The sequence below is a fragment of the Kocuria sp. cx-455 genome (genome assembly GCF_057707085.1).
Window position 1 is genome coordinate 1 of record NZ_JBYIPM010000007.1, and the last position, 25,161, is coordinate 25,161.

At 66.4% G+C, this 25,161-nt stretch carries 27 protein-coding genes and 1 riboswitch; of the genes, 20 read left to right on the plus strand and 7 right to left on the minus strand.

Annotation, left to right across the window (positions count from 1 at the left end; genetic code table 11):
• The first annotated feature begins 146 nt into the window (after positions 1–146).
• Positions 147–1,085, plus strand: a complete 939-nt coding sequence (locus AC3ENJ_RS10990; protein WP_190782083.1) for an SDR family oxidoreductase — start codon at positions 147–149, stop codon at positions 1,083–1,085.
• Positions 1,086–1,196: 111 nt separating this feature from the next.
• Positions 1,197–2,096 (plus strand): VOC family protein, encoded by a 900-nt coding sequence (locus tag AC3ENJ_RS10995; protein WP_190782082.1) that lies wholly within the window; start codon positions 1,197–1,199, stop codon positions 2,094–2,096.
• Between the two features lie 64 nt (positions 2,097–2,160).
• On the opposite strand, the gene AC3ENJ_RS11000 is transcribed toward AC3ENJ_RS10995, so the two are convergent.
• From AC3ENJ_RS11000 to AC3ENJ_RS11015, 4 genes are all read right to left on the minus strand, one after another.
• Positions 2,161–3,351 (minus strand): cystathionine gamma-synthase, encoded by a 1,191-nt coding sequence (locus AC3ENJ_RS11000; protein ID WP_431814081.1) that lies wholly within the window; start codon positions 3,349–3,351, stop codon positions 2,161–2,163.
• Positions 3,338–4,687 (minus strand): aminotransferase class I/II-fold pyridoxal phosphate-dependent enzyme, encoded by a 1,350-nt coding sequence (locus AC3ENJ_RS11005; RefSeq protein ID WP_431814082.1) that lies wholly within the window; start codon positions 4,685–4,687, stop codon positions 3,338–3,340. The genes AC3ENJ_RS11000 and AC3ENJ_RS11005 overlap by 14 nt, the downstream gene beginning before the upstream one ends.
• On the minus strand, positions 4,684–7,095 hold the full coding sequence (gene metE, locus AC3ENJ_RS11010; protein ID WP_431814083.1) for a 5-methyltetrahydropteroyltriglutamate--homocysteine S-methyltransferase: 2,412 nt from the start codon (positions 7,093–7,095) through the stop codon (positions 4,684–4,686). Before metE ends, AC3ENJ_RS11005 begins: the two co-directional genes overlap by 4 nt.
• A gap of 129 nt (positions 7,096–7,224) precedes the next feature.
• A complete protein-coding gene (locus AC3ENJ_RS11015) occupies positions 7,225–8,220 on the minus strand; it encodes a methylenetetrahydrofolate reductase (protein WP_431814084.1) in 996 nt (331 codons plus the stop codon).
• Positions 8,221–8,262: 42 nt separating this feature from the next.
• A riboswitch (SAM riboswitch) is annotated at positions 8,263–8,380 on the minus strand.
• A gap of 147 nt (positions 8,381–8,527) precedes the next feature.
• Between AC3ENJ_RS11015 and AC3ENJ_RS11020 the strand changes: the two genes are divergently transcribed.
• The 12 genes from AC3ENJ_RS11020 (at position 8,528) to AC3ENJ_RS11075 (ending at position 18,459) form a co-directional block, all read left to right on the plus strand.
• The gene (locus AC3ENJ_RS11020; protein WP_431814085.1) at positions 8,528–9,388 is read left to right on the plus strand and encodes a fructosamine kinase family protein; all 861 of its coding nucleotides are present in this window, start codon (positions 8,528–8,530) and stop codon (positions 9,386–9,388) included.
• 105 nt (positions 9,389–9,493) lie between these two features.
• The gene (locus AC3ENJ_RS11025) at positions 9,494–10,021 is read left to right on the plus strand and encodes a MarR family winged helix-turn-helix transcriptional regulator (protein ID WP_190808067.1); all 528 of its coding nucleotides are present in this window, start codon (positions 9,494–9,496) and stop codon (positions 10,019–10,021) included.
• The gene (locus tag AC3ENJ_RS11030; RefSeq protein ID WP_190782075.1) at positions 10,018–11,178 is read left to right on the plus strand and encodes a polyprenyl synthetase family protein; all 1,161 of its coding nucleotides are present in this window, start codon (positions 10,018–10,020) and stop codon (positions 11,176–11,178) included. The genes AC3ENJ_RS11025 and AC3ENJ_RS11030 overlap by 4 nt, the downstream gene beginning before the upstream one ends.
• Positions 11,179–12,126 (plus strand): phytoene/squalene synthase family protein, encoded by a 948-nt coding sequence (locus AC3ENJ_RS11035; RefSeq protein ID WP_431814086.1) that lies wholly within the window; start codon positions 11,179–11,181, stop codon positions 12,124–12,126.
• A complete protein-coding gene (gene crtI, locus AC3ENJ_RS11040; RefSeq protein ID WP_431814087.1) occupies positions 12,123–13,706 on the plus strand; it encodes a phytoene desaturase family protein in 1,584 nt (527 codons plus the stop codon). The genes AC3ENJ_RS11035 and crtI overlap by 4 nt, the downstream gene beginning before the upstream one ends.
• Entirely contained in the window at positions 13,706–14,044 is a 339-nt protein-coding gene (locus AC3ENJ_RS11045) for a lycopene cyclase domain-containing protein (protein ID WP_431814088.1), read from the plus strand. The genes crtI and AC3ENJ_RS11045 overlap by 1 nt, the downstream gene beginning before the upstream one ends.
• On the plus strand, positions 14,041–14,442 hold the full coding sequence (locus AC3ENJ_RS11050; protein ID WP_431814089.1) for a lycopene cyclase domain-containing protein: 402 nt from the start codon (positions 14,041–14,043) through the stop codon (positions 14,440–14,442). The genes AC3ENJ_RS11045 and AC3ENJ_RS11050 overlap by 4 nt, the downstream gene beginning before the upstream one ends.
• A complete protein-coding gene (locus AC3ENJ_RS11055) occupies positions 14,435–15,304 on the plus strand; it encodes a prenyltransferase (protein WP_190782070.1) in 870 nt (289 codons plus the stop codon). Before AC3ENJ_RS11050 ends, AC3ENJ_RS11055 begins: the two co-directional genes overlap by 8 nt.
• Before the next feature lie 171 nt (positions 15,305–15,475).
• On the plus strand, positions 15,476–15,838 hold the full coding sequence (locus AC3ENJ_RS11060; protein WP_431814090.1) for a GntR family transcriptional regulator: 363 nt from the start codon (positions 15,476–15,478) through the stop codon (positions 15,836–15,838).
• Positions 15,835–16,782 carry an ATP-binding cassette domain-containing protein gene (locus AC3ENJ_RS11065; protein WP_431814091.1) on the plus strand — a complete coding sequence of 316 codons (948 nt, stop codon included), beginning with the start codon at positions 15,835–15,837 and terminating at the stop codon, positions 16,780–16,782. The genes AC3ENJ_RS11060 and AC3ENJ_RS11065 overlap by 4 nt, the downstream gene beginning before the upstream one ends.
• On the plus strand, positions 16,782–17,495 hold the full coding sequence (locus AC3ENJ_RS11070) for a hypothetical protein (protein ID WP_190782067.1): 714 nt from the start codon (positions 16,782–16,784) through the stop codon (positions 17,493–17,495). The genes AC3ENJ_RS11065 and AC3ENJ_RS11070 overlap by 1 nt, the downstream gene beginning before the upstream one ends.
• 148 nt (positions 17,496–17,643) lie before the next feature.
• On the plus strand, positions 17,644–18,459 hold the full coding sequence (locus tag AC3ENJ_RS11075) for an alpha/beta fold hydrolase (RefSeq protein ID WP_190808062.1): 816 nt from the start codon (positions 17,644–17,646) through the stop codon (positions 18,457–18,459).
• A gap of 3 nt (positions 18,460–18,462) precedes the next feature.
• Here the strand turns inward: AC3ENJ_RS11075 and AC3ENJ_RS11080 are convergent, their stop codons facing one another.
• Positions 18,463–19,443, minus strand: a complete 981-nt coding sequence (locus AC3ENJ_RS11080) for an LLM class flavin-dependent oxidoreductase (protein WP_431814092.1) — start codon at positions 19,441–19,443, stop codon at positions 18,463–18,465.
• 118 nt (positions 19,444–19,561) lie between these two features.
• On the opposite strand from AC3ENJ_RS11080, the gene AC3ENJ_RS11085 reads away from it, so the two are divergent.
• The 5 genes from AC3ENJ_RS11085 (at position 19,562) to AC3ENJ_RS11105 (ending at position 23,515) form a co-directional block, all read left to right on the plus strand.
• Entirely contained in the window at positions 19,562–20,233 is a 672-nt protein-coding gene (locus AC3ENJ_RS11085; RefSeq protein ID WP_190782064.1) for an alpha-ketoglutarate-dependent dioxygenase AlkB family protein, read from the plus strand.
• 81 nt (positions 20,234–20,314) lie between these two features.
• Positions 20,315–20,842, plus strand: coding sequence for a flavin reductase family protein (locus tag AC3ENJ_RS11090; protein ID WP_190782063.1), 528 nt, complete (start codon positions 20,315–20,317; stop codon positions 20,840–20,842).
• Positions 20,843–21,022: 180 nt separating this feature from the next.
• Positions 21,023–21,712 (plus strand): flavin reductase family protein, encoded by a 690-nt coding sequence (locus tag AC3ENJ_RS11095; protein WP_431814093.1) that lies wholly within the window; start codon positions 21,023–21,025, stop codon positions 21,710–21,712.
• A gap of 34 nt (positions 21,713–21,746) precedes the next feature.
• The gene (locus AC3ENJ_RS11100; protein WP_431814094.1) at positions 21,747–22,778 is read left to right on the plus strand and encodes a pirin family protein; all 1,032 of its coding nucleotides are present in this window, start codon (positions 21,747–21,749) and stop codon (positions 22,776–22,778) included.
• 185 nt (positions 22,779–22,963) lie between these two features.
• Positions 22,964–23,515, plus strand: a complete 552-nt coding sequence (locus AC3ENJ_RS11105) for a YceI family protein (protein WP_431814095.1) — start codon at positions 22,964–22,966, stop codon at positions 23,513–23,515.
• Between the two features lie 38 nt (positions 23,516–23,553).
• On the opposite strand, the gene AC3ENJ_RS11110 is transcribed toward AC3ENJ_RS11105, so the two are convergent.
• Both AC3ENJ_RS11110 and AC3ENJ_RS11115 read right to left on the minus strand, forming a co-directional pair.
• Positions 23,554–23,844 (minus strand): hypothetical protein, encoded by a 291-nt coding sequence (locus AC3ENJ_RS11110; RefSeq protein WP_431814096.1) that lies wholly within the window; start codon positions 23,842–23,844, stop codon positions 23,554–23,556.
• Positions 23,845–23,889: 45 nt separating this feature from the next.
• Positions 23,890–24,342 (minus strand): cell division protein CrgA, encoded by a 453-nt coding sequence (locus AC3ENJ_RS11115; protein ID WP_431814097.1) that lies wholly within the window; start codon positions 24,340–24,342, stop codon positions 23,890–23,892.
• 170 nt (positions 24,343–24,512) lie between these two features.
• On the opposite strand from AC3ENJ_RS11115, the gene AC3ENJ_RS11120 reads away from it, so the two are divergent.
• A complete protein-coding gene (locus AC3ENJ_RS11120; protein ID WP_431814098.1) occupies positions 24,513–25,154 on the plus strand; it encodes an anthranilate synthase component II in 642 nt (213 codons plus the stop codon).
• Positions 25,155–25,161 lie beyond the last annotated feature (7 nt).

The following is a 25,161-nucleotide window of genomic DNA, read 5'->3' on the forward strand; positions in this document are numbered from 1 at the left end:
CAAGGGGCACCAACCACGGTTGGTGCCCCTTCACTGCATTTAACGCTTGTTCATAGAAACCCTCGCCGCGCTTCTGAACCCCTGTCTGGTTCCACAAGAAATCAGTAGGCTGATAAAACCAGTTTGCGACGAGGGAGGAATCGGACATGAGCGACACCAGCAATGATGCACAGCAGGACGCGAACCGGGAGACAACGGATCAGTTGACCTTCCAGAACCCGGTGACGCGCTACCCCGCTATTGAGCCGCCGGAGCAACACCAGTCCGAGCCGGGCCTGGACGTAGAGCTCGAACCCAAGACCGACCGCGGAGAGGAATCCTACCGTGGTACGGGTCGTCTGGAGGGTCGTAAGGCGCTGATCACGGGTGCGGACTCCGGAATCGGTGCCGCCGTTGCCATCGCGTTCGCCAAGGAAGGGGCCGACGTCGCCCTCAACTACCTTCCGGACGAGGAGCCGGACGCGCAAGTCGTCAAGGCTGTCATTGAGAAGGCCGGCCGCAAGGCGGTGCTGATCCCGGGTGACCTGTTGGACCGGGCGTTCTGCACGACGGTCGTGGAGAACGCCGTCAACGAGCTAGGCGGTCTGGACATCCTGGTCAACAATGCCGGCCGGCAGGTCATTGCGGAAAGCCTCGAGCAGCTGAGCGACGAGCAACTGGTCGATACGTTCACCCTGAACATCATCGGGATGTTCCGCGTGACCAAGGCCGCGCTCAAGCACCTTCCCGCGGGCTCGTCCATCATCAACACCAGCTCGGTCGTGGCCTACGAGCCACCGCCCATCCTGCTGGACTACGCGTCGACCAAGGCCGCGATCAACAACTTCACCAAGGGCCTGGCGCAGCAGCTCGCACCCAAGGGGATTCGCGTCAACGCAGTGGCTCCCGGCCCCATCTGGACACCCCTGCAGGTCAGCGACGGCCAGCCGACCGAGGCGCTGCCCGAGTTCGGCCAGTCCACGCCGCTGGGTCGTGCAGGTCAGCCCACCGAGCTCGCACCGGCCTACGTATTTTTGGCCTCACCCGAGTCCAGCTACGTTCTGGGGGAGACCCTCAACGTCAACGGCGGCATGCCCACTCCCTGACCGCCCGGGTACGCTGGATCATTGCCAGCTCTGCCGGGTGGGTCAATACTGGACCCAGCGCCGTTGATCCCCGTGGGTCAGCTCGCTTCAGAACCGGCCGAGGAGGATCCCATGCAAAAAATTGTGCCCAACCTCTGGTTCCAGGGCAACGCAGCGGAAGGCGCCGAATTCTACGAACAGGCCTTGCCCAACACGCGCCTGGTTGATTCGTCCAACTACCCCACGGAAGGTCTCCTGGACTTCCAGAAGGACTTAGCGGGCGAACTGCTCACGGCAGTCCTGGACATCGACGGATTTCAGGTTCTTTTGATCAATGCGGGCGAGGAATTCACGCCGAACCCGGCGATCTCCTTCATGTTGAACTTCGATCCGTCCAGAGACGAGAATGCCAGGGCCACGCTTGAACGGGTGTGGGACCGACTCTCTCAGGGCAGCACCGCGCTCATGCCTCTGGACACCTACCCGTTCAGTGAGTACTACGGGTGGGTGCAGGACCGCTACGGCGTGAGCTGGCAGCTCATGCTCACCAATCCCGGGGGCGAACCGCGCCCCTTCGTGACTCCCTCACTGATGTTCGGTGGCCAGGCGCAGAACCGTGCCAAGCAAGCCGTCGAGTACTACACGGGAGTATTCGGGGACGCCAATCTCGGAACGTTCGTGCCCTACGCGGACCAGACGGGTCCTGCAGTGCCCGGCACTGTCATGTATTCGGACTTCACGTTGGAAGGCCAATGGTTTTCGGCCATGGACTCCGGGGTGGCGCAGGACTTCAGCTTCACTCCCGGGGTGTCACTGATGGTCAATTGCAATGACCAGGATGAGATCGACCGGTTATGGGAAGCCCTCTCAGCAGTGCCCGAGGCCGAGCAATGCGGCTGGTGCACGGATCAGTTCGGTGTGAGCTGGCAGATCGTGCCGGTGGACACCGACGATCTGATGAAACGGCCCGAGGCATTTGAACGCATGATGACCATGAAAAAAATCGACATCGCCCAACTGCGAGGCGACTAGCGACGCGCTGGCCGGGCTCATGCGTAAGCCCGGCCAGCGCGTCGCATCAACCGCAGACGGTTGACTAATGTATTGCGGCCAGGGCCCGATCCAGATCCGCCACGTGATCCTGCAAGTCCTCGATCCCCACGGACAGCCGGACCAGGTCCCGGGGAACTTCGTGGGGGGTACCCACTCGGGAAGCATGAGTCATGTTGTGGGGCACACAGGTCAATGACTCCACGCCGCCCAAGCTCACGGACAGGTTGTACAGGCGCGTGGTCTTCACGAACGTGTGGGCTGCCGCCTCACCACCGCGGGGCCGGAACGAAATGATGCCGCCATAGCCCCCGTTCAGGGTCAGTGTTGCAAGGTCGTGACCGGGGTGCTCCTCGAGCCCGGGGTAGAAAACCTCCAGAACATCGTCCCGTTCGCGCAGCCAGCGGGCCACGGCCAGAGCGTTGGAGCAGTGGCGTTCCATGCGCAACGGCAGGGTCTTCAACCCGCGCGCGGCCAGGAAGGAGTCGAAGGGACCGGCCACCGCGCCGCCGGCAAATTGCTGGAAACCGATCAGCTCACTCAGGGGCTGCCCGTCCCACTCGGTGTTGCCCACCACCACGGCGCCACCCAACACGTCCGAGTGGCCGCCGATGTACTTGGTGGTTGAATGCACCACCGCGTGGGCTCCCAGGGTCAGGGGGTTCTGCAGGGCGGGGGACGCGAACGTGTTGTCGACCACCAAAAGGGCCCCGGCGGCGTCGGCGACCTGCGCCCACGCGGCGATGTCCGCGATGCGAAGCAGGGGATTGGACGGCGTTTCCAACCACAGCACCTTGGTCTCGCCGGGGCGGACGGTCGCGGCGGCGTCGTCCGCGGACGCGGACGGCACAAAGCTGTGCGTGACACCCCACTTGGAGAGCACCTGATCGACCAAGCGGAAGGTGCCGCCGTACACGTCCGCGGCCAACACGATGTGGTCGCCGGGCGTGAGGACGGCGCGCAAGAGGGCATCCTCGGCGGCCATGCCGGAGGCGAACGCGAACGCTAGGGTGCCGCGCTCCACCGCGGCGAGCTGTTCCTCGAAACCGCTGCGCGTGGGGTTGGAACCTCGGCTGTACTCGTAGCCGCCGGTGCGGAACTCGTTGACGCCGTCCTGCACGAACGTGGAGGTCTGGTAGATCGGCGGTACCACGGCACCGGTGGTCGGATCCGGTTCCTGGCCGGCGTGAATGGCGCGCGTGGCCAGGCCGGGCAGCGAGAAATCAGTGATGGTCATGGAAAGAGTCCTTCTGCTGGTGGGCGGTGGCGCGGGCGGTGTGGGGGTGGCGTTCCCGCGGTGCCGGCGCCTCGGTGGCGTCCGCGATCACGGACAGCGCCTGGAACAGGTCCGCGGTGATGTCCGCGACGTCCTCGAGACCCACGGTGAAGCGCAGGGTCTGCTCGGTGATGCCGCTGGCCCGGAACTGCTCGGGGGTCAGGCGGCAGTGCGTCATGCTCGCGGGGTGAGCCACCAGGGTGCGCACGTCGCCGATGTTGGCGGCGAGCTTGATCAGGCGCAGGGAATCGACCACGTGTTCGACCTGCTCGGGGGTGCCGTTGAGGTCGATCGAGAACACCCCGCCGGCGCCCCGGTAGCCGCCCTGCTCGTACAGTTCTTCCTGCCGTGTGCCGCCGAAATGCGGGTGGTGCACACGGGCCACGGCCGGGTGCCGGTTCAGGGTTGCCGCCAACGACGCCGCCGTGGCCGATTGGCGCTCCACGCGCACTCCCAGCGTGGAGATTCCCTGCAGGATCTCGTGGGCCGTCATGGCGCTCATGCACGGGCCCAGGTCATTGAGGTATTTGCAGCGGGCCACGCCCAACAGCGCACGCTTGGCGCCGTAGACTTCCACGGGGGAGCGGCCCCCCCAACGCGGTTGTGATGTGGTCAGCCACGGCCAACGCTCCGGGTTCTCGGTGGGGTCGAAGGTGCCGGTGTCCACCAGCACACCGCCCAGGGGACCGCCGTGACCGGAGAGGTACTTGGTGGCCGAGTGGACCACCAGGTCCGCCCCGTGCTCGCCGGGGGTGAACAGGTGCGGGGTGGCCACGGTGTTGTCCACGATCACCACGGCACCGTTGCGGTGGGCGATGTCCGCGATCGCCGCCAGCTCCGGGAGATCCGCGAGCGGGTTGGCGATCGACTCCAGGAAGAACACGCGGGTCTCCGGGGTCACCGCGGCCTCCCATTGCTCGGGGCGACGCGGATCGGCGAACGTCACGGTCAACCCGGTCTCGGCCAGGGTGTCCGTGAGCAGATCCACGGTGCCGCCGTACAGATGGGAGGATGCCACCACGTGCCCGTTGACCGGTCCCGTCAGCGCGAGCAACGCCAGGGTCACCGCGGCCTGCCCGGATGACGTGGCCACGGCGCACTCGGCGCGTTCCAGCTTGGTCACCGCGGATTCCAACGCGGTGACGTTCGGGTTGCCGGTGCGGGCGTACGTGTAGCCGGAGGCGCGCTGCGCGAAGACCGCCCGAGCGTCGGCCAGGGTGGCGAACGCGTACGCGGCGCTGTGGTGGATGGGCGTCACAATGGGGGCGCCCAAGGGGGCGTTGACGTGCTCGGTCACAGGAGGCTCCCTTCCGCCGCGCGAGCGGTGATGTCCGCAGGGTCGGCGTCGTCGTTGGCCAATTCCGCACGGACGGTGACGGCGGCGGCCACGAGGCGATCGAGGGTTGCCCGGGTCTCGGGCCAACCGCGGGTCTTCAAACCGCAGTCGGGGTTAACCCACACGCGCTCCGCGCCGATGACCTCGGCGGCGTGGCGCACGCGCTGCGCGACCTCGTCGAAGGTGGGCACGCGCGGGGAGTGAATGTCCCACACGCCGGGGCCCACGTCACGCGGGAAGTTGCCCGCGGCCAGTCCGTCCACAATGCCCGAACCGGAGCGCGAGGCCTCCAGCGTGGTGACATCCGCGTCCAGGCCGTCGATGGCGTCCAGCACGGTCTCGAACTCGGAATAGCACAGGTGGGTGTGGATCTGGGTTGCGGTCCCCGCGCCGCCGGTGGCCAGGCGGAACGATCCCACGGACCAGTCCAGGTAATCGGGGCGGTCGGCCAGCTGGAGCGGCAGCAGCTCGCGCAGCGCGGGTTCGTCCACCTGGATGATGGCCGTTCCGGCGGCCTCGAGGTCCGAGATCTCGTCGCGCAGTGCCAGGGCCACCTGGTCGGCGACCTCGCGGGCCGGAGCGTCGTCGCGCACGAACGACCAGGCCAGAATGGTGACCGGGCCGGTCAGCATGCCCTTGACCGGGCGGTCCGTCCGCGATGCCGCGTAACCGGTCCAGTCCACCGTGATGGGCGCCGGGCGGGAGACATCACCGAACAGGATGGACGGGCGCGTGCAGCGCGAACCGTAGGACTGCACCCACCCGTGCTGGGTGGTGACGAATCCGTCGAGACCCTCGGCGAAGTACTGCACCATGTCATTGCGCTCGGGTTCACCGTGCACCAGCACGTCCAGGCCGAGCTCTTCCTGCGTGCGCACGGTCTGTGCGATCTCGGCCCGGATCTTCTCCGTGTACTCGGCCTGGTCGATGCGGCCGGCGCGGAAATCGGCGCGCGTGGTGCGGATGCCGGGGGTCTGGGGGAACGAACCAATGGTCGTGGTGGGCAGCGGCGGTAGGTTCAGGCGCTGGGCCTGAGCGGTGCGGCGCTCATCGGCCGACGCGCGCTCGCGGTCCCGCTGCTGCACGGCCGCGGTGCGGGCGCGAACCTCCTGGCGGTGCGTGGCCGGGTGCGCGGCTCGGCGGGAGCGGATCTGCGCGTCCTCGCCGAGTTCGGCGGCCACCGTGGACCAGCCGTCGCTCAGCCCGCGGGACAGCGTAACGACTTCGGCGACCTTCTGATCCGCGAACGCAACCCATTCCTTGATGTCCGGATCCAGGGCGGTCTCCCGCTCCACATCGTGCGGGACGTGCAGCAGCGGGGTCGCGGTGCCCACTCCCACGGGGCCGCGCGCGGTGTCCTTGAGCCGGCACAGGGTTTCCGAGGCCTTCTCCAGATCGGTGCGCCACACCGTACGGCCGCCGACGACGCCCGCCACGAGCGGGCGCTCACCCCACGCCTCGAGCGCGGCCTCACCGGGTTCATTGCCGCGGTCGAGGTCGAGGGCGAGGGCCTCGATATCGGTGGCGGCAAGGGCGAGCTGGGCGGCCTCTCCCGCGTCCCCGTACCCCACGGCGACCAAGATGTGGGGGCGGGTGGAGGGGAAGCTCAGGCGGGTGTAGGCCCTGGTCAGGGCGTCGATGATGGTGTCGTGGGGAACGTCCCAGCCCTCGGCGGCCAGGGCGTGCTCGTCCAATTCGACCCACGGGACACCCGCGTCCTTGAGCGCGGTGAGCAGCTGGATGTATAGATCCACCACGTCATCGAGCCGATCGATGGGCTGGGTACCCGGCGCGTCCGTGGCTTCCGGGCGGGCCAGCAGCAACAGTGTCACGGGGCCCACCAGCACGGGGCGGGTGATCGCACCGGTGGTGTCACGGCTGGTCACGAAACGTTCGATCAAGCTTTCCGGGTGGGCGGAGAGCGGCGTGTCCGGGCCGATCTCGGGAACGTAGTAGTGGTAATTGGTGTCGAACCACTTGGTCATTTCCAACGGCTCCAGGTGATCGGTTCCCCGGGACAAAGCGGTGATCAACTCAATGCCCTGCGGGGTGTCCGGAGCGGCGGGGCGGAAACCGTCCGCGCGGAACCGGGCCGGAACCGCACCCAGCGCCAGGGCGGTGTCCAGCGTCTGGTCCACGGCGAAGGTGTCGGACGGGACGGCGGAGGGCTCGCTGAGGCCCAGGTCCCGGAGGCGGCCCACGGTGCGCTCGCGCAGCTGGGTGAGGGTGTCCAGGACGGTCTGCGCGGGGTTCTCCGTGGGCTCGGACCAGTAGGCCTCCAGGGCCTTCTTGAGCTCGCGGTCGGGGCCGATCCGGGGGTATCCCAGGATGGTCGCGGCGGGGAACGAGGTCTTGGAAATGGCAGTCATTGGGGGTGCTCCTGAAGTAAAAGGGTGTGTTGTGGGAAGCCACGGTCGCTGGGACCGTAGCGAGAGGGTTCTGTCGGTAGGGTGGCGCGGTGTTGCTGTGGCTGCGGGGACACCGCAGCTGGGCTGTGGTCAGGCCGCGGAGGTGCTCCCGCGGAACTTGCGGGCGGCGTCGCGCACCCGGAGGTGGTCGAGAATGGCCAGCGGGGCGTCCGGCCGGTTGAACGTGAATAAGTGAAGGCCCGGGCAACCGAAGTCCAGTAGCTCGTCGATCAGGGTTAGCGTTGCCGCGATGCCCCGGCGACGCAGCTCGGCCGGATCGTCGGTGTTCAGGAAGGCGGTGATCCGCTCCGGGATCGGCACACCGGTCAGCTCGGCCATCCGACCCAAACGCTTGATGTCCGTCAGGGGCACCAGCCCGGCGACGATCGGGATGTGGATACCTTCCGAGCGCGCCCGTTCCAGGAACCGCACATAGTCCTGGGCGTCGTAAAGGACCTGGGTGATGGCGTAGTCGGCTCCGGCCCGCTGCTTGTCCCACAGTGCCGCCAGGTCCGCTTCGAAATCTCGGCCCTTGGCGGGCACGGGGTAGCAGGCCACGGACACCGAGACGGGGCGCTTACCGGGGCGCTCGCACGCCCCGAACATGCGTTCCTCGACCTCGCGGATCAGCTCGACCAGCTGCGATGCCCGATCGAAGCCACCCGGGTGGGTGGTCCACTCGCCACCACCCACGGGTGGATCGCCACGCAGGGCGAGAAGGTCGCGCACGCCGTCGTCGAGCAAATCCGTCACGGCGCGTTCCAGGCCGGCGCGGTCGGTGCCACCGCACGTCAAGTGGGCCACCGCGGGGGTCTTGGTCTGCTTCAGAAGGTGCCGCAGGGTTTCGCGGGACACCCCGTTGGCGCCGGAGTGACCGTGGGTCACGGAGAAGAAATCCGGACCGGCAGCGGCCATGGCGTCAATGTTGCGCCACACGGCCGCGGGATCGCGGGCGGGGTGCGGCGGGAACACCTCGAACGAGATCAGGGATTCGCGGCGCGGTCTGCGCACCAACCACGAGGTTCCCGTGGGCGGGCCGGTGGCGACGGTCTGCGTGGAGACCCGGGGTGTGGACAGGGCGGGCATAAAAATACCTCCGGCGGTTCTTGACGCCGGAGGTTGCTCCGTGCGCCGTACTTGCTCGCCGTGCGGTTGCGCGGCGGCCGGATCCTCATCTGGGGCACCCCGCTACGTGCTGGAGGGTTGCCGCCCGGTTAGCCAGAGCTTCACACCGGGACTCTTGATCCTTGTTGCGGAAGACACTAGCACAAGGTTTGGGCGGTGCACATCACACCCCGGAACGCGTGGACTCCATCGTGTGGTCCCGTGAGCGCGGGTCGTCGGTGTGGCAGGGGGCCCTGCGCATGTCGCGGGGATGGTGTAAAGAAGAACCATGGACCAGTTGCCCGAAGACCTCGTTGCCGACCTTGACGTCACGGGAGTGCGATCGCTGAGCGGTGGGGACACGGCCGCCGCGTATCGCCTGGACACCCCTGACGGGCCGTTGTTCGCCAAAACCATGCTCGACGCGCCGGCCGGTGTGCTCGAGTTGGAGGCGGCCGGCCTGGAAGCGCTCCGCGCGGCGGCACCGGCGGAGGTGTCCGTCCCCCGCGTGTTCCGCGTGAGCGATCAGGGTCTGGTCCTGGAATGGATCGACGAATCCAACGGCGCGGGCGGGTCCACGACCGAAGCCGAATGCGGCAGCGGCCTGGCCTGGATCCACCGCGCGGATGCGCCCCACTTCGGCGCCCTGGACCCCCAGCTGCCGCAGCGTATCGGCTCGTTCCCGGTGGATCTCTCACCCACCGACGACTGGGCCGATTTTCTCTTGCATCGCAGGATCGAACCGTTGCTACGCACGGCGGTCGACACGGGAAAACTGGACCCTGCGGCGTCGGACCTGTTGGCTGAACTGGCGCCCCGTGCGGCCGAACTGGCCGGGCCGGTCGAGCCGCCCAGTCTGCTGCACGGTGACCTGTGGGCCGGTAACAGGGTGATCGATGCCAACGGCCGCAACTGGCTGATCGACCCGTCCTCGTTCTACGGGCATCGTGAATACGACGTGGCCATGATGCTGCTGTTCGGCGGGTTCGGTGAAGCGTGCTTCACCGCCTACGACGAGGTCTACCCCCTGGCCGACGGTTGGCGCGAACGTGTCCCGTGGTACCAGGTGCCGCCGTTACTGGTGCACGCGATCCGTTTTGGTGGCGGCTACGGGAACGCCGTGCTGGATGCTCTGCAACGGGTGCGCTGAGGTGGAACCACCAGTCAGACACGCCTTGTCGCGTTGGACAGTTCACAGGCTTTTCAAGCATCATGGTGATCAACTTTTCTAATTCCTAGAATTTCGAGGTTCTTGATGGCTGAGTCGCGGTTCAGACCCGATGTCGTCAGCCCTCAAAGCCGCGAGCTGCGCCGCGTGGTGCGCGTCAATGACGACATCGGCTATCAGGTTCGCAGGATCATGGGTCTCAAGGAGACCGACTATCACGCGATGGCCATCTTGATGCGCCACCCCATGGGCCCCACCGAGCTGGCTCGCGCGCTTCACATCACCAGTGCGGCGGCCACGGCAGTGGTGGATCGATTGGTTCGGGCGGGGCACGCGGTGCGTGAGCCCCATCCCGATGACCGCCGCCGCATGATCATTCGGGCGGTGGACGCGTCCCGCGCCACGACCATGGAGCACGTGTACCCCATGATGAGCATGGTCGAGGAAGAACTGGAGAAGCTCGATGAGCGCGGGCGTGCCGCGGTCCTGTCTTTTCTCACGGGAACCGCGGCCAGTATGGAGAGCTACCGCGACGAACTCCGGGATCGACCCACCCGGGCCGCGCAACCGGCGGATCCCGGGGAACCCCTGGCAACCGGGGAGGAGCGCGCATGAGCTCTTCACGGTTGACCGAAACCCATCAGCCTTTTCCCGTGCCACTGCGCGGCGGGGCGGTTGCCACCTCCGATCCCGGGTGGGACGACTTCTGCGTGGCGGTGACGGAAGAACTGGACGCCTATTTCGACGGCCTCAGGGGCACGATTCGATGCAGCCCCGGGTTTCCGGTATTGCGCTCGCGGATTCGTGAGCAGGTCACGGGCGGAAAATTGCTGCGACCGCGTCTGACACGCCTGGCCTGGCGGGCTTTCGATGGGCGCCCCGATCCCGAGATGTCTGGCGACGCCCGCATCGCCCCCGATCCCGAGTGTGTCCGCCTGGCGGCGTCCTTCGAGCTACTGCATGCCGCGCTTCTGGTGCACGACGATGTGGTCGACCGCGATCCCGTGCGTCGCGGGCGGCCCACGGTGGGGGAGCTCTACCGCAGGGACGCGCACAGTGTGGGGGCGCCGTCGGAGGAAGCCCAGCACTTGGGTGAGGCGGTCGCGATCATCGGCGGTGACCTGCTGCTGGCCGGAGCCCTCCAACTGGCCACCACGTGCACCACCGATCCGGTGCGCTCACGAGCCGTGTCCGCAGTGGTGTTCGATGCTGTGACCGCCTCGGCCGCCGGTGAGCTGGACGACGTGCTGCTGTCCATGCATCGCTACGGACAGCAGCACCCCGCCGTGCAGGACATCCTCAACATGGAGCGGCTCAAGACCGCCACCTACTCGTTCGAGGCCCCGCTCAGGGCCGGCGCGTTGCTGGCCGGCGCAAACCAGGAGGACGCCGCTCGCCTCGCGCGGGCGGGTTCGCGGATCGGCGTGGCCTACCAGGTGGTGGACGACGTTCTGGGAACCTTCGGGGACCCACGAGTGACCGGAAAATCCACCGAAGCGGACCTGCGCGAGGGCAAGGCCACCGTGCTCACGGCTCACGGGATGCAGGATGCCCACGCACGCGAAGCACTCGTTGAATTCGCCGCCGGAAACATCACGGTGGCGCAGGTCAAGGCGGCACTGGCACAAGCCGGGGCCGAGACCAGGGCCGTGAAACTGGCCGCAGAACTTGTGGCCGACGCGCAGGACGCACTGGAGCGGCTGCCGCTGCCGGACGCAGAACGCGCCGAGCTCAGTGCCATTTGTCATTACGTGCTGCATCGGAGGAAGTAAGTGACTCGACCCGAGGTATCCTCGCGCGCACCTCTGCCGCTGTACACCCGCACAGCCGCCGCGGCAGCGGGCCAGGTCATCGGGCGGTACTCCACATCCTTCTCCTGGGCGTGCCGCACACTGCCCCGCGAGTGCCGCCGGGACATTTCCAGCATTTACGCCCTGGTGCGGGTGGCCGATGAAGTGGTGGACGGCACCGCCTCTGCCGCCGGGCTGGCCACGGGTCCCGTGCGTGCGGCCCTGGACGAACTCGAAACCGAGGTGGAACGGGGCCTGACCAGCGGGTTCTCGACCAACCTGGTGGTCCACGCGTTCGCCGATGTCGCCCGCCGCCACGAATTCGGCCGTGAACTCACCGCGCCGTTCTTCGCGTCCATGCGCGCGGATCTGGACGTGTCCGAACACGACCCCGAGTCGCTGGAAACCTACATTTACGGTTCCGCGGAAGTCATTGGTCTCATGTGCCTGGAAGTGTTCATGGGCCTGCCCGGCACGCGTGCTGACACCCCCGATCAGCGCGAGCTGCTGCGCGCGAGCGCACGTCGGCTGGGTGCCGCGTTCCAGAAGGTCAACTTCCTGCGGGATCTCGGTGCTGATCATGATCAACTGGGCCGCACGTACTTCCCGGACACGGACCCCGCCGAATTGGGTGAGGCCGAGAAAAACGAGTTGCTTGCCGATCTCCACGCGGATCTCGACGCCGCCGTACCCGGGATTCTCGCGCTCGACCGGCGTGCCCGCCGCGCGGTACTGCTGGCCCACGGCCTGTTCCACGAACTGGCTCGCAGGATCGCCGCGGTACCCGCGGCCACGTTGACCCAACGGCGCATCAGCGTGCCCACCGCGGTCAAGACGCGCATTGCCGCGCGCGTCCTCGCGGGATCCAGACGGGTGCCACGCTCCGATGCGGGCATTGGTTCCGGTGCCGGATCGCGAGGTGTTTCATGAGTCGCACGGTGGTGATCGGCGGCGGATTCGCGGGTCTGGCCACGGCCGGCCTGCTGGCCAAGGACGGCCACGACGTCCTGCTGCTCGAGCAACAAGAGATCCTCGGTGGGCGCTCGGGTCGCTGGTCCGCCCAGGGCTTCCGCTTCGACACCGGACCCAGCTGGTACCTCATGCCCGAGGTCATCGACCGGTGGTTCCGCCTCATGGGATCCGGCGCCGAGCAGGAACTGGACCTGCAGAAGCTGACCCCCGGCTACCGCACGTTCTTCGAACAGCACCGTGATTCGCACCCCGTGGACGTGGTGTCCGGGGAAGCGGAAGAACTTTTCGAGCACCTCGACCCGGGTTCCGGAACGGCGCTCAAGGAATATCTGCAGTCCGGTGCCGAGGTCTACGAGCTGGCCAAGAGGTACTTCCTGTACACCAACTTCACCAAGCCCTGGGAGCTCATGACTCCGGAGGTGCTCAAGAACCTGCCCCGGCTGGGCGCGCTGCTGAGCAACTCGATGGAGGGCTACATTGCCAAGCGGTTCCCCGACCCGCGCGAGCGGCAGATCCTGGGCTACCCCGCGGTCTTCCTGGGCGCGGCCCCGGATTCCGCCCCGGCCATGTACCACCTGATGAGCCACCTGGATCTCACGGACGGAGTGCAGTATCCGCAGGGTGGGTTCGCCGCGCTCGTTGACGCCATGGAACGGCTCGTCCGCGAGGTCGGCGTGGACATCGTCACCGGCGCCACGGTCACCGGCATCGACGTGAGCTCGTCCGGTTTTGCGGTGCCACTCGGCCGACGACGCCGCGGCGCCGTCACCGGCGTACGGTACCGCCTGGCGGACGGAACCCGGGAGCGCGAGGCGGCGAGCGTCGTCGTCGGTGCGACCGACCTGCACCACCTACAAACTCAATTGCTCCCGCAGCCGTTCCGCGCACCCGAGTCGCGTTGGAAGCACCGCGACCCGGGACCCTCCGGTGTGCTCGTGTGCCTGGGCGTGCGCGGAAAGCTGCCCGAACTGGTCCACCACAACCTGCTGTTCACGGCGGATTGGCCGGACAACTTTGCGCGGATAGCGGAGGGCAGGGAACTCGCGGACGAGACGTCCATTTACGTGTGTATGACCTCCGCAACCGACCCGGGGGCCGCTCCGGACGGGGACGAGAACCTGTTCATCCTGGTCCCGGCACCGGCCGTGCCCGACTGGGGGCGGGGAGGGATCCACACGAGCGAGGTGAACCAGCCGGGCGCACCGCAGGTCGAAAAGGTGGCCGATGCCGCGGTGGCCCAGCTCGCCCGATGGGCAGGCATCGAAGACCTGGCGGAACGCATCGTGGTCCGCAGAACCTACGGCCCCGGTGATTTCGTGTCCACCGTCAACGCGTGGCGCGGCTCTCTGCTCGGCCCCGGGCACACACTCGCGCAATCGGCGTTGTTCCGGCCGGGTGTGAGCGACGGGGGAGTCAAGGGGCTGTTCTACGCGGGTTCGTCCGTGCGGCCGGGAATCGGGGTGCCCATGTGTCTCATCTCGTCCGAAGTGGTGCTTGACGCGGTTCGGGAGACGGCGCCCGGGGGGCGCACCACCTGATGTACCTGTTGATGCTGCTCGTGTTCATTGGTTGCTACGCCCTGATCGACCGCCGCTGGGACCTCTATTTCTGGTCGGGTGCGCCGGTGCGAGCCTGGATCGTGCTGGTCGCCGGCGTGGCGTTCTTCCTCGCGTGGGACGTGGTGGCCATCTTCCACGGGCTCTTCTGGCACGGTGACAACTCGCTCACGCTGGGGATCTTCGTGGCACCCGAGCTTCCGATCGAAGAGGTCTTATTCCTGGCGTTCCTGTGCTACCAAACCATGATCTACATCCTGGGCGCGCCCGTGCTGTGGCGGTGGTTGCGCTCGCGCTCGCCCGAGGGGGACCGCCCGTGACGTACTGGGACGTGAACTTCATCTTTCTGGGCTTTGCCGCCCTGGTGCTAGTGGTGGCGGTGCTGCTGCGCAGACCGGGCCCGGTGTTCTGGGGCGCGTTGGGCGCCTCGACCGTGCTGCTGTTCGTGCTCACGGCGGTGTTCGACAACCTGATGATCGCCGTGGGGATCATGACTTACACGGATCAGAACATTTCCGGGGTACAGGTGGGGCTGGCGCCACTCGAAGACTTCGCGTATCCCCTGGCCGGGGTGCTCCTACTACCGGCGCTGTGGCTACTCTTGGGTGGCCGGGTAGCGTCGGGGCGGGTGCCCGGAGGCATCTCGGACGACCGCGAGCCGGGCGCCCGCACGGGCGGCCGTACTGCACACGACAACCCGCGGGAGACGCGTGATTAGCAAACTGTTCTGGGCCTCCCGGCCGCTGAGCTGGGTCAACACCGCCTACCCGTTCGCGGCGGCGGTGCTGCTGACCGGGGGGCTGCCGTGGTGGCTCGTGGTGCTCGGAACAGTGTTCTTCCTGGTGCCCTACAACCTGGCGATGTACGGCATCAACGATGTGTTCGACTACGAATCCGACCTCCGCAATCCCCGCAAGGGCGGTGTGGAGGGCGCGGTGGTGGACAGGTCCGCGCGGCGCTCGGTGCTACTCGCGTCCTGTGTGGTGCCGGTCCCGTTCGTGGTGGTCCTGGTGGGCTGGGCGCTGGCCACCGGAAATCCGTGGTCGATCGCGGTGCTCGCCGTGTCCCTGTTCGCGGTGGTGGCCTACTCGTGGGCGGGGCTGCGGTTCAAGGAAAAGCCGTTCCTGGATGCGCTGACGTCCGCCACCCACTTCGTGTCCCCGGCGGTGTACGGACTCGTACTGGCCGGCGCGGACTTCACCCTGGGACTGTGGTCGCTGCTGGCCGGGTTCTTCCTGTGGGGCATGGCCTCGCAAATGTTCGGGGCCGTCCAGGACGTGGTTCCCGACCGTGAGGGCGGGTTGGCTTCCGTGGCCACGGTGCTCGGTGCCCGCCCCACGGTGTGGGTTTCCGCTCTGCTGTATGCCGGCGCCGGGGTGTTGATGCTACTGACCGACTGGCCTGGGCAATTCGCGGCGTTGCTGGCAGTGCCGTACCTGGGGAACGTGCTGCGCTTCCGTTCCGTCACGGACGCCGATTCCGGCCGAGCCAATGCCGGGTGGAAGACCTTCTTATGGCTGAACTACCTCACCGGTTTCTTGGTGACCATGCTGCTCATCTGGTGGGTGGGGGTCCAGTAGCACCGAGCCCCGCCATTTCATCCGGCCTTACTGCACAGTAGACCCACCTACCGTGCAGTAAGGCCGGATCATTTGGTTGGTCTGTCAAATTCGCGTGCGGCTGCCCTTGACGGTTCATCGGTTTAGTGGTTAATTAGTGAAGTAAGTAACCGAGTAACTAGGGGAGGTGTCATGACACCGAGACACGATGGTCGCCCGATCTTCATGGTCCTGGCTGACCAGATTGCGGACGACATCCTGCAGGGCAATTACCCGGTGGACTCGGCAGTGCCCTCCACCAACGAGCTGGCGGCGTTCTACCGCATCAACCCCGCAACCGCGGGAAAGGCGCTGGGACGGTTGGTCGACCAGGGAGTCCTGGCGCGGCGTCGTGGAATAGGAACGTTCGTGGCTGCCGACGGCCCCGAGATTTTGCGCGAGGAACGCCGCAAGGCGTTTGACGAAGACTTCATTCGCCCGGCCGTGGCCGAGGCGCAGCGACTGGGTTTGTCCCTCGACGACATGGTTGCGCTCATCAGAAAGGACACGCCATGAGTTCCCAAACTCTCCAGGCAGATCATCGAACGGGTACACCGTGGGACACGGGCCAGCAGGGCATCCGGATCAGAAACCTCAACAAGTCGTTCGGCAAGAAGCACGTGCTGAAGGACGTCACCGTGGATTTCGCTCCCCATCGGGTGCACGGGCTGCTCGGTGCGAACGGCGTGGGTAAGACCACGTTGATGTCGGTGATCCTGAATCACATGTTCCGCAGCTCCGGCGAAATTTTGATCGACGGTGAGGATCCGCGGGAGAACGCCAAGGTCCTGGAACGAACATGTTTCATTCACGAGGACCAGAAGTTCCACGACGACGACACCCCCGCCTCGCTGCTGCGCATCCTCCCCACGTTCTACCCCAACTGGGATGCGCAGCTGGCTGAACGGTTGGCCTCGCGGTTCCAACTGCCCATGGGCACGCGCGCGGTGAAGCTCTCCCGTGGTCAGCGCAGCGCGTTGGTGATTGTGATTGCCCTGTCCTCGCGGGCTCCGTACACCTTCATGGATGAGCCATACCTGGGTTTGGACCCCGGCCATCGGGCCTTGTTCTACGAGGAGTTCGCGCGGGCCATGGCGGAGCATCCGCGCACGGTCATTCTTTCCACCCACCTAATCGACGAGGTGTCGGACCTGCTCGAGAACGTGGTGATGCTGGAGGACGGACGGGTGACCGTGGACGCGGACATCGACCAGGCCAGGGACAGTGCGTTTGTGCTGCGAGGCCTTGAGCCCGTGGTTCGTGAACTGGCCGGTGGTCGCCGGATCCTTCGCGAGCACCGGCTGGGCAACATCCTCTCGGTCACCGTGGACGGCACCGCGACCGACGGCGATCACCGCCGCGCCCACGAGGCCAACGTGTCCGTGGAGCCGGTCACCTTGCAAGAACTTGTAGCCGCACGCGGTATGCGCGGGGCGGACAATGCAGATAGGGGCTTGTGATGCAGTACGTACGGAGAAACCTCGCGCTCTACCTGACCAACAGGGTCAACTCGTTCGTGATCGCTCCGGCGATCCTGCTGATGGTGGCCGTGATCATGATCCTCATCGGGTTGATCATCGGCATTCGCACCGGTCTGCCGCTGCCGCCAGAGGTCAGCGAGGGGTTCAAATACAACCAGGCCGTCTTCTGGGCGATCCCCGGCTTCCTGATCTCCCACGGCGCCCTGACCGCCAATCGCGGTTTTGCCGGGTCGCTGGCCTTCGGCAGCACCCGTCACAACTTCTGGGCCGGAACCGCACTGGGGTTCATGGTCACGTCGTTGATCGTCGTGGCCGTGGGGCTCGTCCTGCTGGCCATTGAAGCCGCGACCGGTTACGGCGTGGGTATCAGCTACTTGACCGTGACGGCCATGGACAACGGCAACCCGCTGATCGTTGCGATCTCCCTGTTCCTCATGTGCCTCATGAGCTTGTTCGCGGGCATGGGTTTCGGCGGTATCTACCGCGCGGCCGGAGTCATCTGGACGGTGATTTCCGTGGTGACCGTGGTGCTACTGCTTCTCGGCCTGCTCGCCGCCGTCGTGGCGTGGCCTGACTTCTGGTTTGAGCTCGCGGCCGAACTCGGTCGCTGGACCATTCCGCTGGGCCTACTGATCGTCACAGCGGTGGCGGCCGTTGCCAGCCGCACCGTGGTGAGGTTCGCGGAGATCTGACCGGCTGCTCATGGCACGGCGCCCGCGAGCCATTTCGTCCGGCCTTACTGCACAGTAGGATCACCTACCCCGCAGTAAGGCCGGATCACATGGCGTTCGGGTTCGGTTCACGCCGCTCAGGGGGCGACGAGCTGGCATCATGGGAGCCATGAGCCGTTCCGCATTCACCACGCACACCGCACACGTCAACGACATCGACCTCGCCTACACGGACGAGGGCCAGGGCGCCCCGCTCGTGCTGTTGCACGGTCACGCCTACGACCGTTCCATGTGGGACCGTCAGGTCTCGGCCTTCAGCGAGCAGGATTGGCGCGTGGTCGCCCCGGACATGCGCGGATTCGGGGAATCGGAGGTCACCCCCGGGATCGTGTACACCGAGGAATTCGTGGCGGATGTGATCGGGCTGCTCGACGAGCTGCAGATCCAACGGGCGGTGCTGTTGGGCTTCTCGATGGCCGGGCAAGTGGCCATGCAAGTGGCCGAATCCCACCCGGAGCGCTTAAGCGCCCTGATCATCAATGACACGGTGCCGCAGGCGGAGGACGCGGCGGGGCGGCGGCGTCGTCACGTGGCCGCCGACGCAATCGTGAGCGGCGGCATGGACGCCTACGGCGAGGCCGTGCTGCCCAAGATGATCTGGGAGGAGAACGTGGAGCGGCTGCCCGAGGTGGCCAGGACCGTGCTCGAGATGATCCAAGCAGCTCCGCTCGAGGGTGCCACCGCGGCGATGCGTGGCCGCGCCGAACGCAACGACTTTGTGGAGACACTCAAGGCTTTCGACAAGCCCGCTCTGGTCATCGCCGGCGACCATGACGCCTTCGACGGGGGCGCAGCCCAGCGGATGACCGAGATGCTGCCCCACGGCGAGTTGGCCGTGATCAGCAACAGCGGTCACACGCCCAACATGGAGAACCCTGCCGAGTTCGACGCCGCTCTGGGCGCCTTCCTGGGCAAGCTCGTCTGAGCCCTATTTGTGCCAGGCGTCGGCCAGCAGCTGCATGCCCTTGAGGACGTCTTCCTGGCGGGTGGCCACGGGGGAGATCATCAGTTCATCGGCATCCGCGTTCCGGGCGAAACCCTCGAGGTAGTCGACCACGGTCTCCGGGGTGCCCGCGGCGGTGTACTTCAGCATGTGGAGGACCTGCTGCGCGGCGGGGGAGGCCATGACCATGTCCATCTCCCCCTCGGTGAACTCCCGGCCGCGGCCCACCATGCTGCGCACCCGGGCGCGCTGGGTGGCTTCGAGCTGCCGGGCGGCGTCCTGGGGATCCTCGGAGACGATCACGTTGACCGCGGCGATCACGTACGGTTCGGCCAGCTGTTCGGAAGGCTGGAACTGCGTGCGGTAGGTGTTGACCGCGTCCACCAGGGCATCCGGAGCGAAGTGTGATGCAAAGCCGTACGTCAGCCCATAGGAGGCGGCCAACTGCGCACCGAACAGGGACGAACCCAAAATGGTCAGCGGAACGTTGGTGTTCGCACCCGGCATGGCGGCAACACCGGGGATGCGGGAGTTGCCGGTCAAGTAACCCTGCAGCTCCTTGACGTCCTGCGGGAAGCTCTCCGCGGACTGCGGGGTGCGCCGCAGCGCCTGCAGCGTGCGCGGGTCCGTGCCGGGAGCGCGCCCCAGGCCCAAGTCGATCCGCCCGGGGTAGAGCTCGGCCAGGGTCCCGAACTGCTCGGCGATCGTCAGGGGCGAGTGGTTGGGGAGCATGACGCCGCCGGCACCCAGCCGAATCGACTCCGTCTGGGACGCAATGTGTGAGATCAAAACGGCCGGCGCGGAGGACGCAATGGTGGGCATGTTGTGGTGCTCCGCGTACCACACGCGCGTGTAACCGAGCCGCTCGGCCTCCCGGGCGAGCATCACGGAATCCGCGAAGCTTTCTCCCACGGACTGATTCTTGCGGACGGTAGCGAAGTCAATGACGGACAGCGGTTGACGCACGAAATTCCTCTTCTGGTCGAAAATGGTTTCTACGGTAAATAACGGTGCGCGGGGCGGCATAATTCCCGAGGTCTTAGAGGCGCTTATGGCTGTCGGTGGTGCTGCGTACGGTGGGGGCATGACCGAGTTCGAGGTCAACGAACTGTTCTCCGTACCGCGCGAGCGCCAGGAACCGGCACCCGGCGCGGTGCACATCCCTGACTGGCTGGACCCCGAACGACAGGCCCAGCTGGTGACCCAGTGCCGCGTGTGGGTCAGGGAATCCCCCATGCGTCACCAGGTCATGCCCGGAGGTGGGCGGATGTCCGTGCAGTCCGTGATGCTGGGCCGCAATTGGCGGCCCTATCGTTACGGCGCGAGTGGCGGTCCGAGGGTTCAAGACCTTCCGGAGTGGCTCGTGCACATGGGGCAGCGGGCGGCCGCGGACGCGTACGGCGAGCTGAGCGAGATGGCGCTGAACTTCGAACCGGATTCCGCCCTGATCAACTACTACGACTCGCAGGCCCATATGGGCATGCACCAGGACAAGGACGAGTACTCGGCGGCACCCATCGTGTCCTTGTCCCTGGGGGACACATGCGTGTTCCGCTTCGGCAATACGGAGACCCGCACCGCGCCCTATCAGGACATCGAACTGCGTTCCGGGGATCTGTTCGTGTTCGGCGGACCCTCGCGCTACGCGTTTCACGGGGTGCCCAAGGTGTATCCGGGGACCGGTGGGCCCCAGTTGGGCATGAAGCACGGCGGCAGGCTCAACATCACGCTGCGCATGACCGGCGGACAGACGTAGTGGGCCACCGGCGTGGCCGGTGTGACCGGCTGCGAGGCTGGTCCTGCGCGGCGTCGGCTGCCGAAATGCCAGACTGAGCGCATGGACTTTGAGGCAGTGGACCCGGAACCCACCGATGAACAAGTGGACCGCTACCGCATGCTCGCGGGCGATCACGCGGCCGGCGTGGGAGTAGTGTGTTCGCGCCACAGGGGCAAGGATCACGCCGCCACGGTCACCGCGTTCGCGGACGTCTCCTACGAGCCGCCCACCATGCTCGTGTGTCTCTACGACATGGGTCGGATCTGCGAGGCGGTAGAAACATCGGGGGTGTGGACCCTGAGCCTGCTGAACTCGTCCCAGCGGTCGGTGGCCAACTGGCTGGCCAGCCCCGGCAACCCCGTGGACGGCCTGCTCGATTCGGTGCCGTTTCATCGCACGGAGGGTTCCGGGACTCCCGTGCTGGATGGATCCCTGGCCTGGTTCGAACTCGAAACGGTGTCCGTGCACACGGCGGCCACGCATCAGGTGTTCGTGGGCAAGGTGACTGCCATGGGGCGGGCCGAGGGTTCCGGCAACGCGGACGCACCGCTCGTGCATTTCGCCAAGGAATACCGTTCGTTGCGGTAACCGGCTGCCGGGCGGTCTCGCTGACACGGTGAACTCGGGTGAATGTGACGGACTGTTGCGCGGCCGGGTGAACAAATCCGGCGCGGCCTGGAATTGTGGACAGCGGCCCCCCGTTACAGCTACCACGCGCCTCACAGTGACTGAGGCCGTCCACCACGTCCACCCTCGGAAGGACTAGCCATGACAGATCAGCCTCGCAACGCAGCAACCGGCGCTTCGCAGCCCGGCGCGGACACCGCTGATCACATGTCGCCGGACCGGCACGAGCGCGCCCTGGACACCGTGCCCGCCAGCGGCCGAGAAGCGGAGCACGCCTCGGCCGAGATCGCGGATTTCGTGGCACCCACGGACAATCTGGCCGAGGACGAGAACCTCATCAACGGGTTCAAGGCGGCCTTCGGGCAGCATCCCGCGGGGATCGCCATCATCACCGTGGCGGGACCGGGAGGCCCGGTGGGCCTCACGGCGTCGTCGGTGTCCTCGATTTCCGCGCAGCCACCCATCTTGGGATTCTCTCTGCAGGCCCAGCGCGGTTCGGCCGCCATCGTGGCCGACGCCAAATCCTTCCTGGTGCACTTCCTCGACTCGGACAACGTGGACCTGGCCCGCGCGTTCTCGATTTCCGGCGCGCCGCGCTTCGGTGAGGACATGCCGTGGGAGCAGTTACCCACGGGAGAGCCCCGTCTGCTGGGGGTGCGCCGCGTGCTGCGCGCCGTGCCGCTGGCCCGGGTCAAGGCCGGCCCCGCACTGGTTTTCAACGCCGCCGTGGTGGAGAATGTGGGCGATGAAGGCTCGGGCAAACCCCTGGTGTATCACCAGCGGCAGTTCCACGGGCTCAGCCCGCGGTCCGTGATCGACTACCACATCTGAGTGCGGGGCCCGCGAACGAGGGAAGAGACGCCCCATGAGCAATGTAGAACCGGACCCCTCCGAACAGCTGTGCGGTGAGGACGAGCCCGCCCGGGGTCTCGAGATCATCGACCCCCGGGAGGTTCCGCTGGGTGGACCGCGCGCCATGCAGGTGCGCCGCACCCTGCCCGCGCGCGGCCGCACCATGATCGGCCCGTGGTGTTTCGTGGACCATTACGGCCCCGATGATGTGTCCGAGACCGGTGGCATGAACGTGCCACCGCACCCACACACCGGGTTGCAGACCGTGTCCTGGCTGTTCACGGGCCGCATCGACCATGAGGATTCGGCCGGTCACAGGGCCACCGTGACTCCCGGCAGCCTCAACCTGATGACCGCCGGACGCGGGATCAGTCATACCGAGTACTCCACGGCGGACACCACCGTGTTGCACGGGACACAGCTGTGGTTGGCGCTGCCGAACGACTCCCGCGACACGGATCCCGGGTTCGAGGCGTACACCCCCGAGCCGCTGGGTGGCGAGGATTGGGATCTGCGCGTGTTCCTGGGCGAATTCGCCGGGCAGCGCTCGCCGGTGCATTCTTTCCACCCCGTGCTGGGGGCGGAGCTCGTGGTGGACGCCACCGAGCACACCGTGGAGGTCGAATTCGACCTGTCCGAGGACTTCGAGCACGGGGTGCTGTTGGACGAGGGGAAGACCTTGATCCGGGTGGATCCCGATGGCGGAGGACCCAGGGGCGTCCTCAAGACCGCTCAGTTGGCACACATTGCCGCCGGTGCGCGCACCCTGAAACTCCGCGTTCCCCAGGGTGAGCAAGTGATCCTCTTGATCCTGGGCGGCACCCCGTTCGGTGAACAAATCACCATGTGGTGGAACTTCGTGGGCCGCTCCCACGACGAAATCGTCGCCTACCGCGACGCCTGGCAGGCCGCGATCGGCGCCGACGACGCCCCGCCCGCCGCCGATCCGCACGGCCGGTTCCCGAGCGTGGTCGCCGATTCCCACAACGACGGCGCCCTCCCGGCACCCACGTTGCCCAACGTGCGGCTCAGGCCCAGGCCGTAGGGCGGTGTGAAGCTTCTGAGAACCCGATCCGACGTCGGATCGGGTTCTCCCATGACACGGGTCACATAAATAGTTTCCGAAGAATTAATTGACATCTCAATACAAGCGAGTAAAGTAGTTTCCGAAGCAAGCAGTTGTTCCCCGCCATCCAAACGGGGAGCGCCACATTCTTGAAGGAGAAACTCATGAGCAACCTCAACGGCATGACCACCGGCACCTGGACCCTGGACCCCGCACACAGCGAGATCGGCTTCAGCGTTCGCCACGCTGGCATCTCCAAGGTGCGCGGCCAGTTCACGGACGTCACCGGCCAGCTCAACGTGGCCGAGGACGCCGCGCAGTCCACCGGCGAGATCGTGGTGGGCATGGCTTCCGTGGACACCAAGAACGAGACTCGTGACAACCACGTCCGTTCCGAGGAGTTCTTCGACGTGGCCAACCACCCGGAGATGACCTACAAGGTCACCGGCCTGAACCTCACCGACGGTGAGGGCACCGTGTCCGGCGAACTGACCCTGCGCGGCGTGACCAAGCCGGTCGAGCTGGACACGGAATTCAACGGCGTGGCCGTGGATGCCTTCGGCGTGACCCGTGCCGGCTTCACCGCGTCCACCTCGATCTCCCGCAAGGAGTTCAACGTGACCTGGAACGCTGCTCTCGAGGCCGGCGGTGTGATGGTCTCCGACAAGGTCAACATTGACCTGGATGTCGAGTTCACCGCTCCCGAAGCCAACTGATCCCACGCGTGCGCTCACGGCGCGGACCAGGGAGAGGGTCAGCGCAGTGACTGCACGATGAAGTACAGCAGGGGCACCAGAACAAGTCCGAGCAGGGCAATACGCCTTAACCGCACTTCCATGCGGGCGGCATTGAGCCGGTGCTTGTTCCCCCCGGTGTCCTTACTGTCTTCAATGAGCGGGGCTGTCCCGGTCGCAGAATCCTGCGGCCGGGACTTTTGCGTATCCGCGGCCCGGCCCGCATCCGGTGCGCTGTTCCCGTGGTGCGGGGAATCCCCGGGATGCATGGGGTCAGGTTCCGGATCCGGTTGCCGCGATGGCGTGGCCACGGTGTGCCTCCTGGGCTGAGAGAGCTCTGAGTGGATGAGTGCGGGTCAGCGCCATCTGGTGGTCATGATCAGCCCCGTCATCATGAAGACCAAGCCGATGACCAGGTTCCACACATTGATCCCCGGGATGGGCAGGGTGCCCTGGAACAGGTAGTAGGTGATGATCCACAGCAGGCCCACGATCATGAAGCCGATCATCACCACCTTGTACCACATGGGGGTCGGCTGCGGTTCGCCCGTGCGGTCCCATTTGGCGGCCTTGCGCAGGGCCTTCTTGTTCTTGGAGCCGGCTTGCTCTTCAGCGCCGTCCGCGGTGGCAGAGGTGGAACCACCGTTGCCGTTGGCAAGGGACTTCTGGAAGGCCTCCGCATGTCGATTACGGGGAAGATTTTGGGCGGCCAGTTCGGTCAGCTGGCGATCCTTGTCCGTGATCGCGTACTTCTCATGGGATTCCAGGGACTCGCGGGACTTACCGAATCGCTTCTTGGGCTGGGACACTACTGATCATTCCTCCTGCTGCGTGGGACTCACGGGGCGGGCCCGCCACGGTACGCATTGCGAGCTTGGGACGCCTGAGCGTGAAACCGGCGTTCAGTCTATCCGCTCGAGCGGGCGTAGACTTGCGCGATAGTTCCGTCCCATCTCTTGTGCGCCTAGGAGTAGTTTTCGTGTCCGTGAAGATTCTCGTGGTGGATAACTACGACAGCTTTGTCTACACCTTGGTGGGGTACCTCCAGCAGCTCGGTGCAGAAACCACGGTGATCCGCAACGACGATCTCGATGTTGCCGCGGTGACCGCCTTGGCCGGCGAGCACCAGGGCGTCTTGCTGTCCCCGGGTCCCGGTGCGCCGGGGGATTCCGGTGTGTGCCCCGACCTGATCCGGTGGGCTGAGCAGACCAAAACTCCGCTGTTGGGTGTGTGCCTGGGTCACCAGGTCTTGGGTGAGGTGTACGGCGCCCGCGTGGGCCACGCTCAGCAGCTGATGCACGGTAAGACCTCCCAGGTGGTCCATCACGGCACGAGCGTGTTCGCCTCCGTTCCGTCACCCTTCACGGCCACGCGTTATCACTCGCTCGCCGTGGACACGGCCACGGTCCCCGACTGCCTCGAGGTCACGGCGACTACCGAGGACGGCCAGGTGGTCATGGGGCTCAAACACCGCTCCGCGCCGTTGCACGGTGTCCAGTTCCACCCCGAGTCCGTGCTGACCGGGGGTGGCTACCTCATGTTGGGCACGTGGCTCGAAGAGGTCGGCCAGGAGGGCGCCGCGGCGGCGGCCGCGGGACTGTCTCCGCTCATCACCGCCTGAGGTCAGC

Bases quoted from the DNA above. Each gene is read 5' to 3' on its own strand.
- crtI (WP_431814087.1), top strand. From the start codon at position 12,123: ATGAGTCGCACGGTGGTGATCGGCGGCGGATTCGCGGGTCTGGCCACG.
- AC3ENJ_RS11060 (WP_431814090.1), top strand. From the start codon at position 15,476: ATGACACCGAGACACGATGGTCGCCCGATCTTCATGGTCCTGGCTGAC.
- AC3ENJ_RS11015 (WP_431814084.1), bottom strand. From the start codon at position 8,220: ATGCCCGCCCTGTCCACACCCCGGGTCTCCACGCAGACCGTCGCCACC.
- AC3ENJ_RS11000 (WP_431814081.1), bottom strand. From the start codon at position 3,351: ATGACCATCACTGATTTCTCGCTGCCCGGCCTGGCCACGCGCGCCATT.
- AC3ENJ_RS11085 (WP_190782064.1), top strand. From the start codon at position 19,562: ATGACCGAGTTCGAGGTCAACGAACTGTTCTCCGTACCGCGCGAGCGC.
- AC3ENJ_RS11030 (WP_190782075.1), top strand. From the start codon at position 10,018: ATGAGCTCTTCACGGTTGACCGAAACCCATCAGCCTTTTCCCGTGCCA.
- AC3ENJ_RS11025 (WP_190808067.1), top strand. From the start codon at position 9,494: ATGGCTGAGTCGCGGTTCAGACCCGATGTCGTCAGCCCTCAAAGCCGC.
- AC3ENJ_RS11075 (WP_190808062.1), top strand. From the start codon at position 17,644: ATGAGCCGTTCCGCATTCACCACGCACACCGCACACGTCAACGACATC.
- AC3ENJ_RS10990 (WP_190782083.1), top strand. From the start codon at position 147: ATGAGCGACACCAGCAATGATGCACAGCAGGACGCGAACCGGGAGACA.
- AC3ENJ_RS11065 (WP_431814091.1), top strand. From the start codon at position 15,835: ATGAGTTCCCAAACTCTCCAGGCAGATCATCGAACGGGTACACCGTGG.
- AC3ENJ_RS11100 (WP_431814094.1), top strand. From the start codon at position 21,747: ATGAGCAATGTAGAACCGGACCCCTCCGAACAGCTGTGCGGTGAGGAC.
- metE (WP_431814083.1), bottom strand. From the start codon at position 7,095: ATGACTGCCATTTCCAAGACCTCGTTCCCCGCCGCGACCATCCTGGGA.
- AC3ENJ_RS11045 (WP_431814088.1), top strand. From the start codon at position 13,706: ATGTACCTGTTGATGCTGCTCGTGTTCATTGGTTGCTACGCCCTGATC.
- AC3ENJ_RS11105 (WP_431814095.1), top strand. From the start codon at position 22,964: ATGAGCAACCTCAACGGCATGACCACCGGCACCTGGACCCTGGACCCC.
- AC3ENJ_RS11020 (WP_431814085.1), top strand. From the start codon at position 8,528: ATGGACCAGTTGCCCGAAGACCTCGTTGCCGACCTTGACGTCACGGGA.
- AC3ENJ_RS10995 (WP_190782082.1), top strand. From the start codon at position 1,197: ATGCAAAAAATTGTGCCCAACCTCTGGTTCCAGGGCAACGCAGCGGAA.
- AC3ENJ_RS11090 (WP_190782063.1), top strand. From the start codon at position 20,315: ATGGACTTTGAGGCAGTGGACCCGGAACCCACCGATGAACAAGTGGAC.
- AC3ENJ_RS11095 (WP_431814093.1), top strand. From the start codon at position 21,023: ATGACAGATCAGCCTCGCAACGCAGCAACCGGCGCTTCGCAGCCCGGC.
- AC3ENJ_RS11070 (WP_190782067.1), top strand. From the start codon at position 16,782: ATGCAGTACGTACGGAGAAACCTCGCGCTCTACCTGACCAACAGGGTC.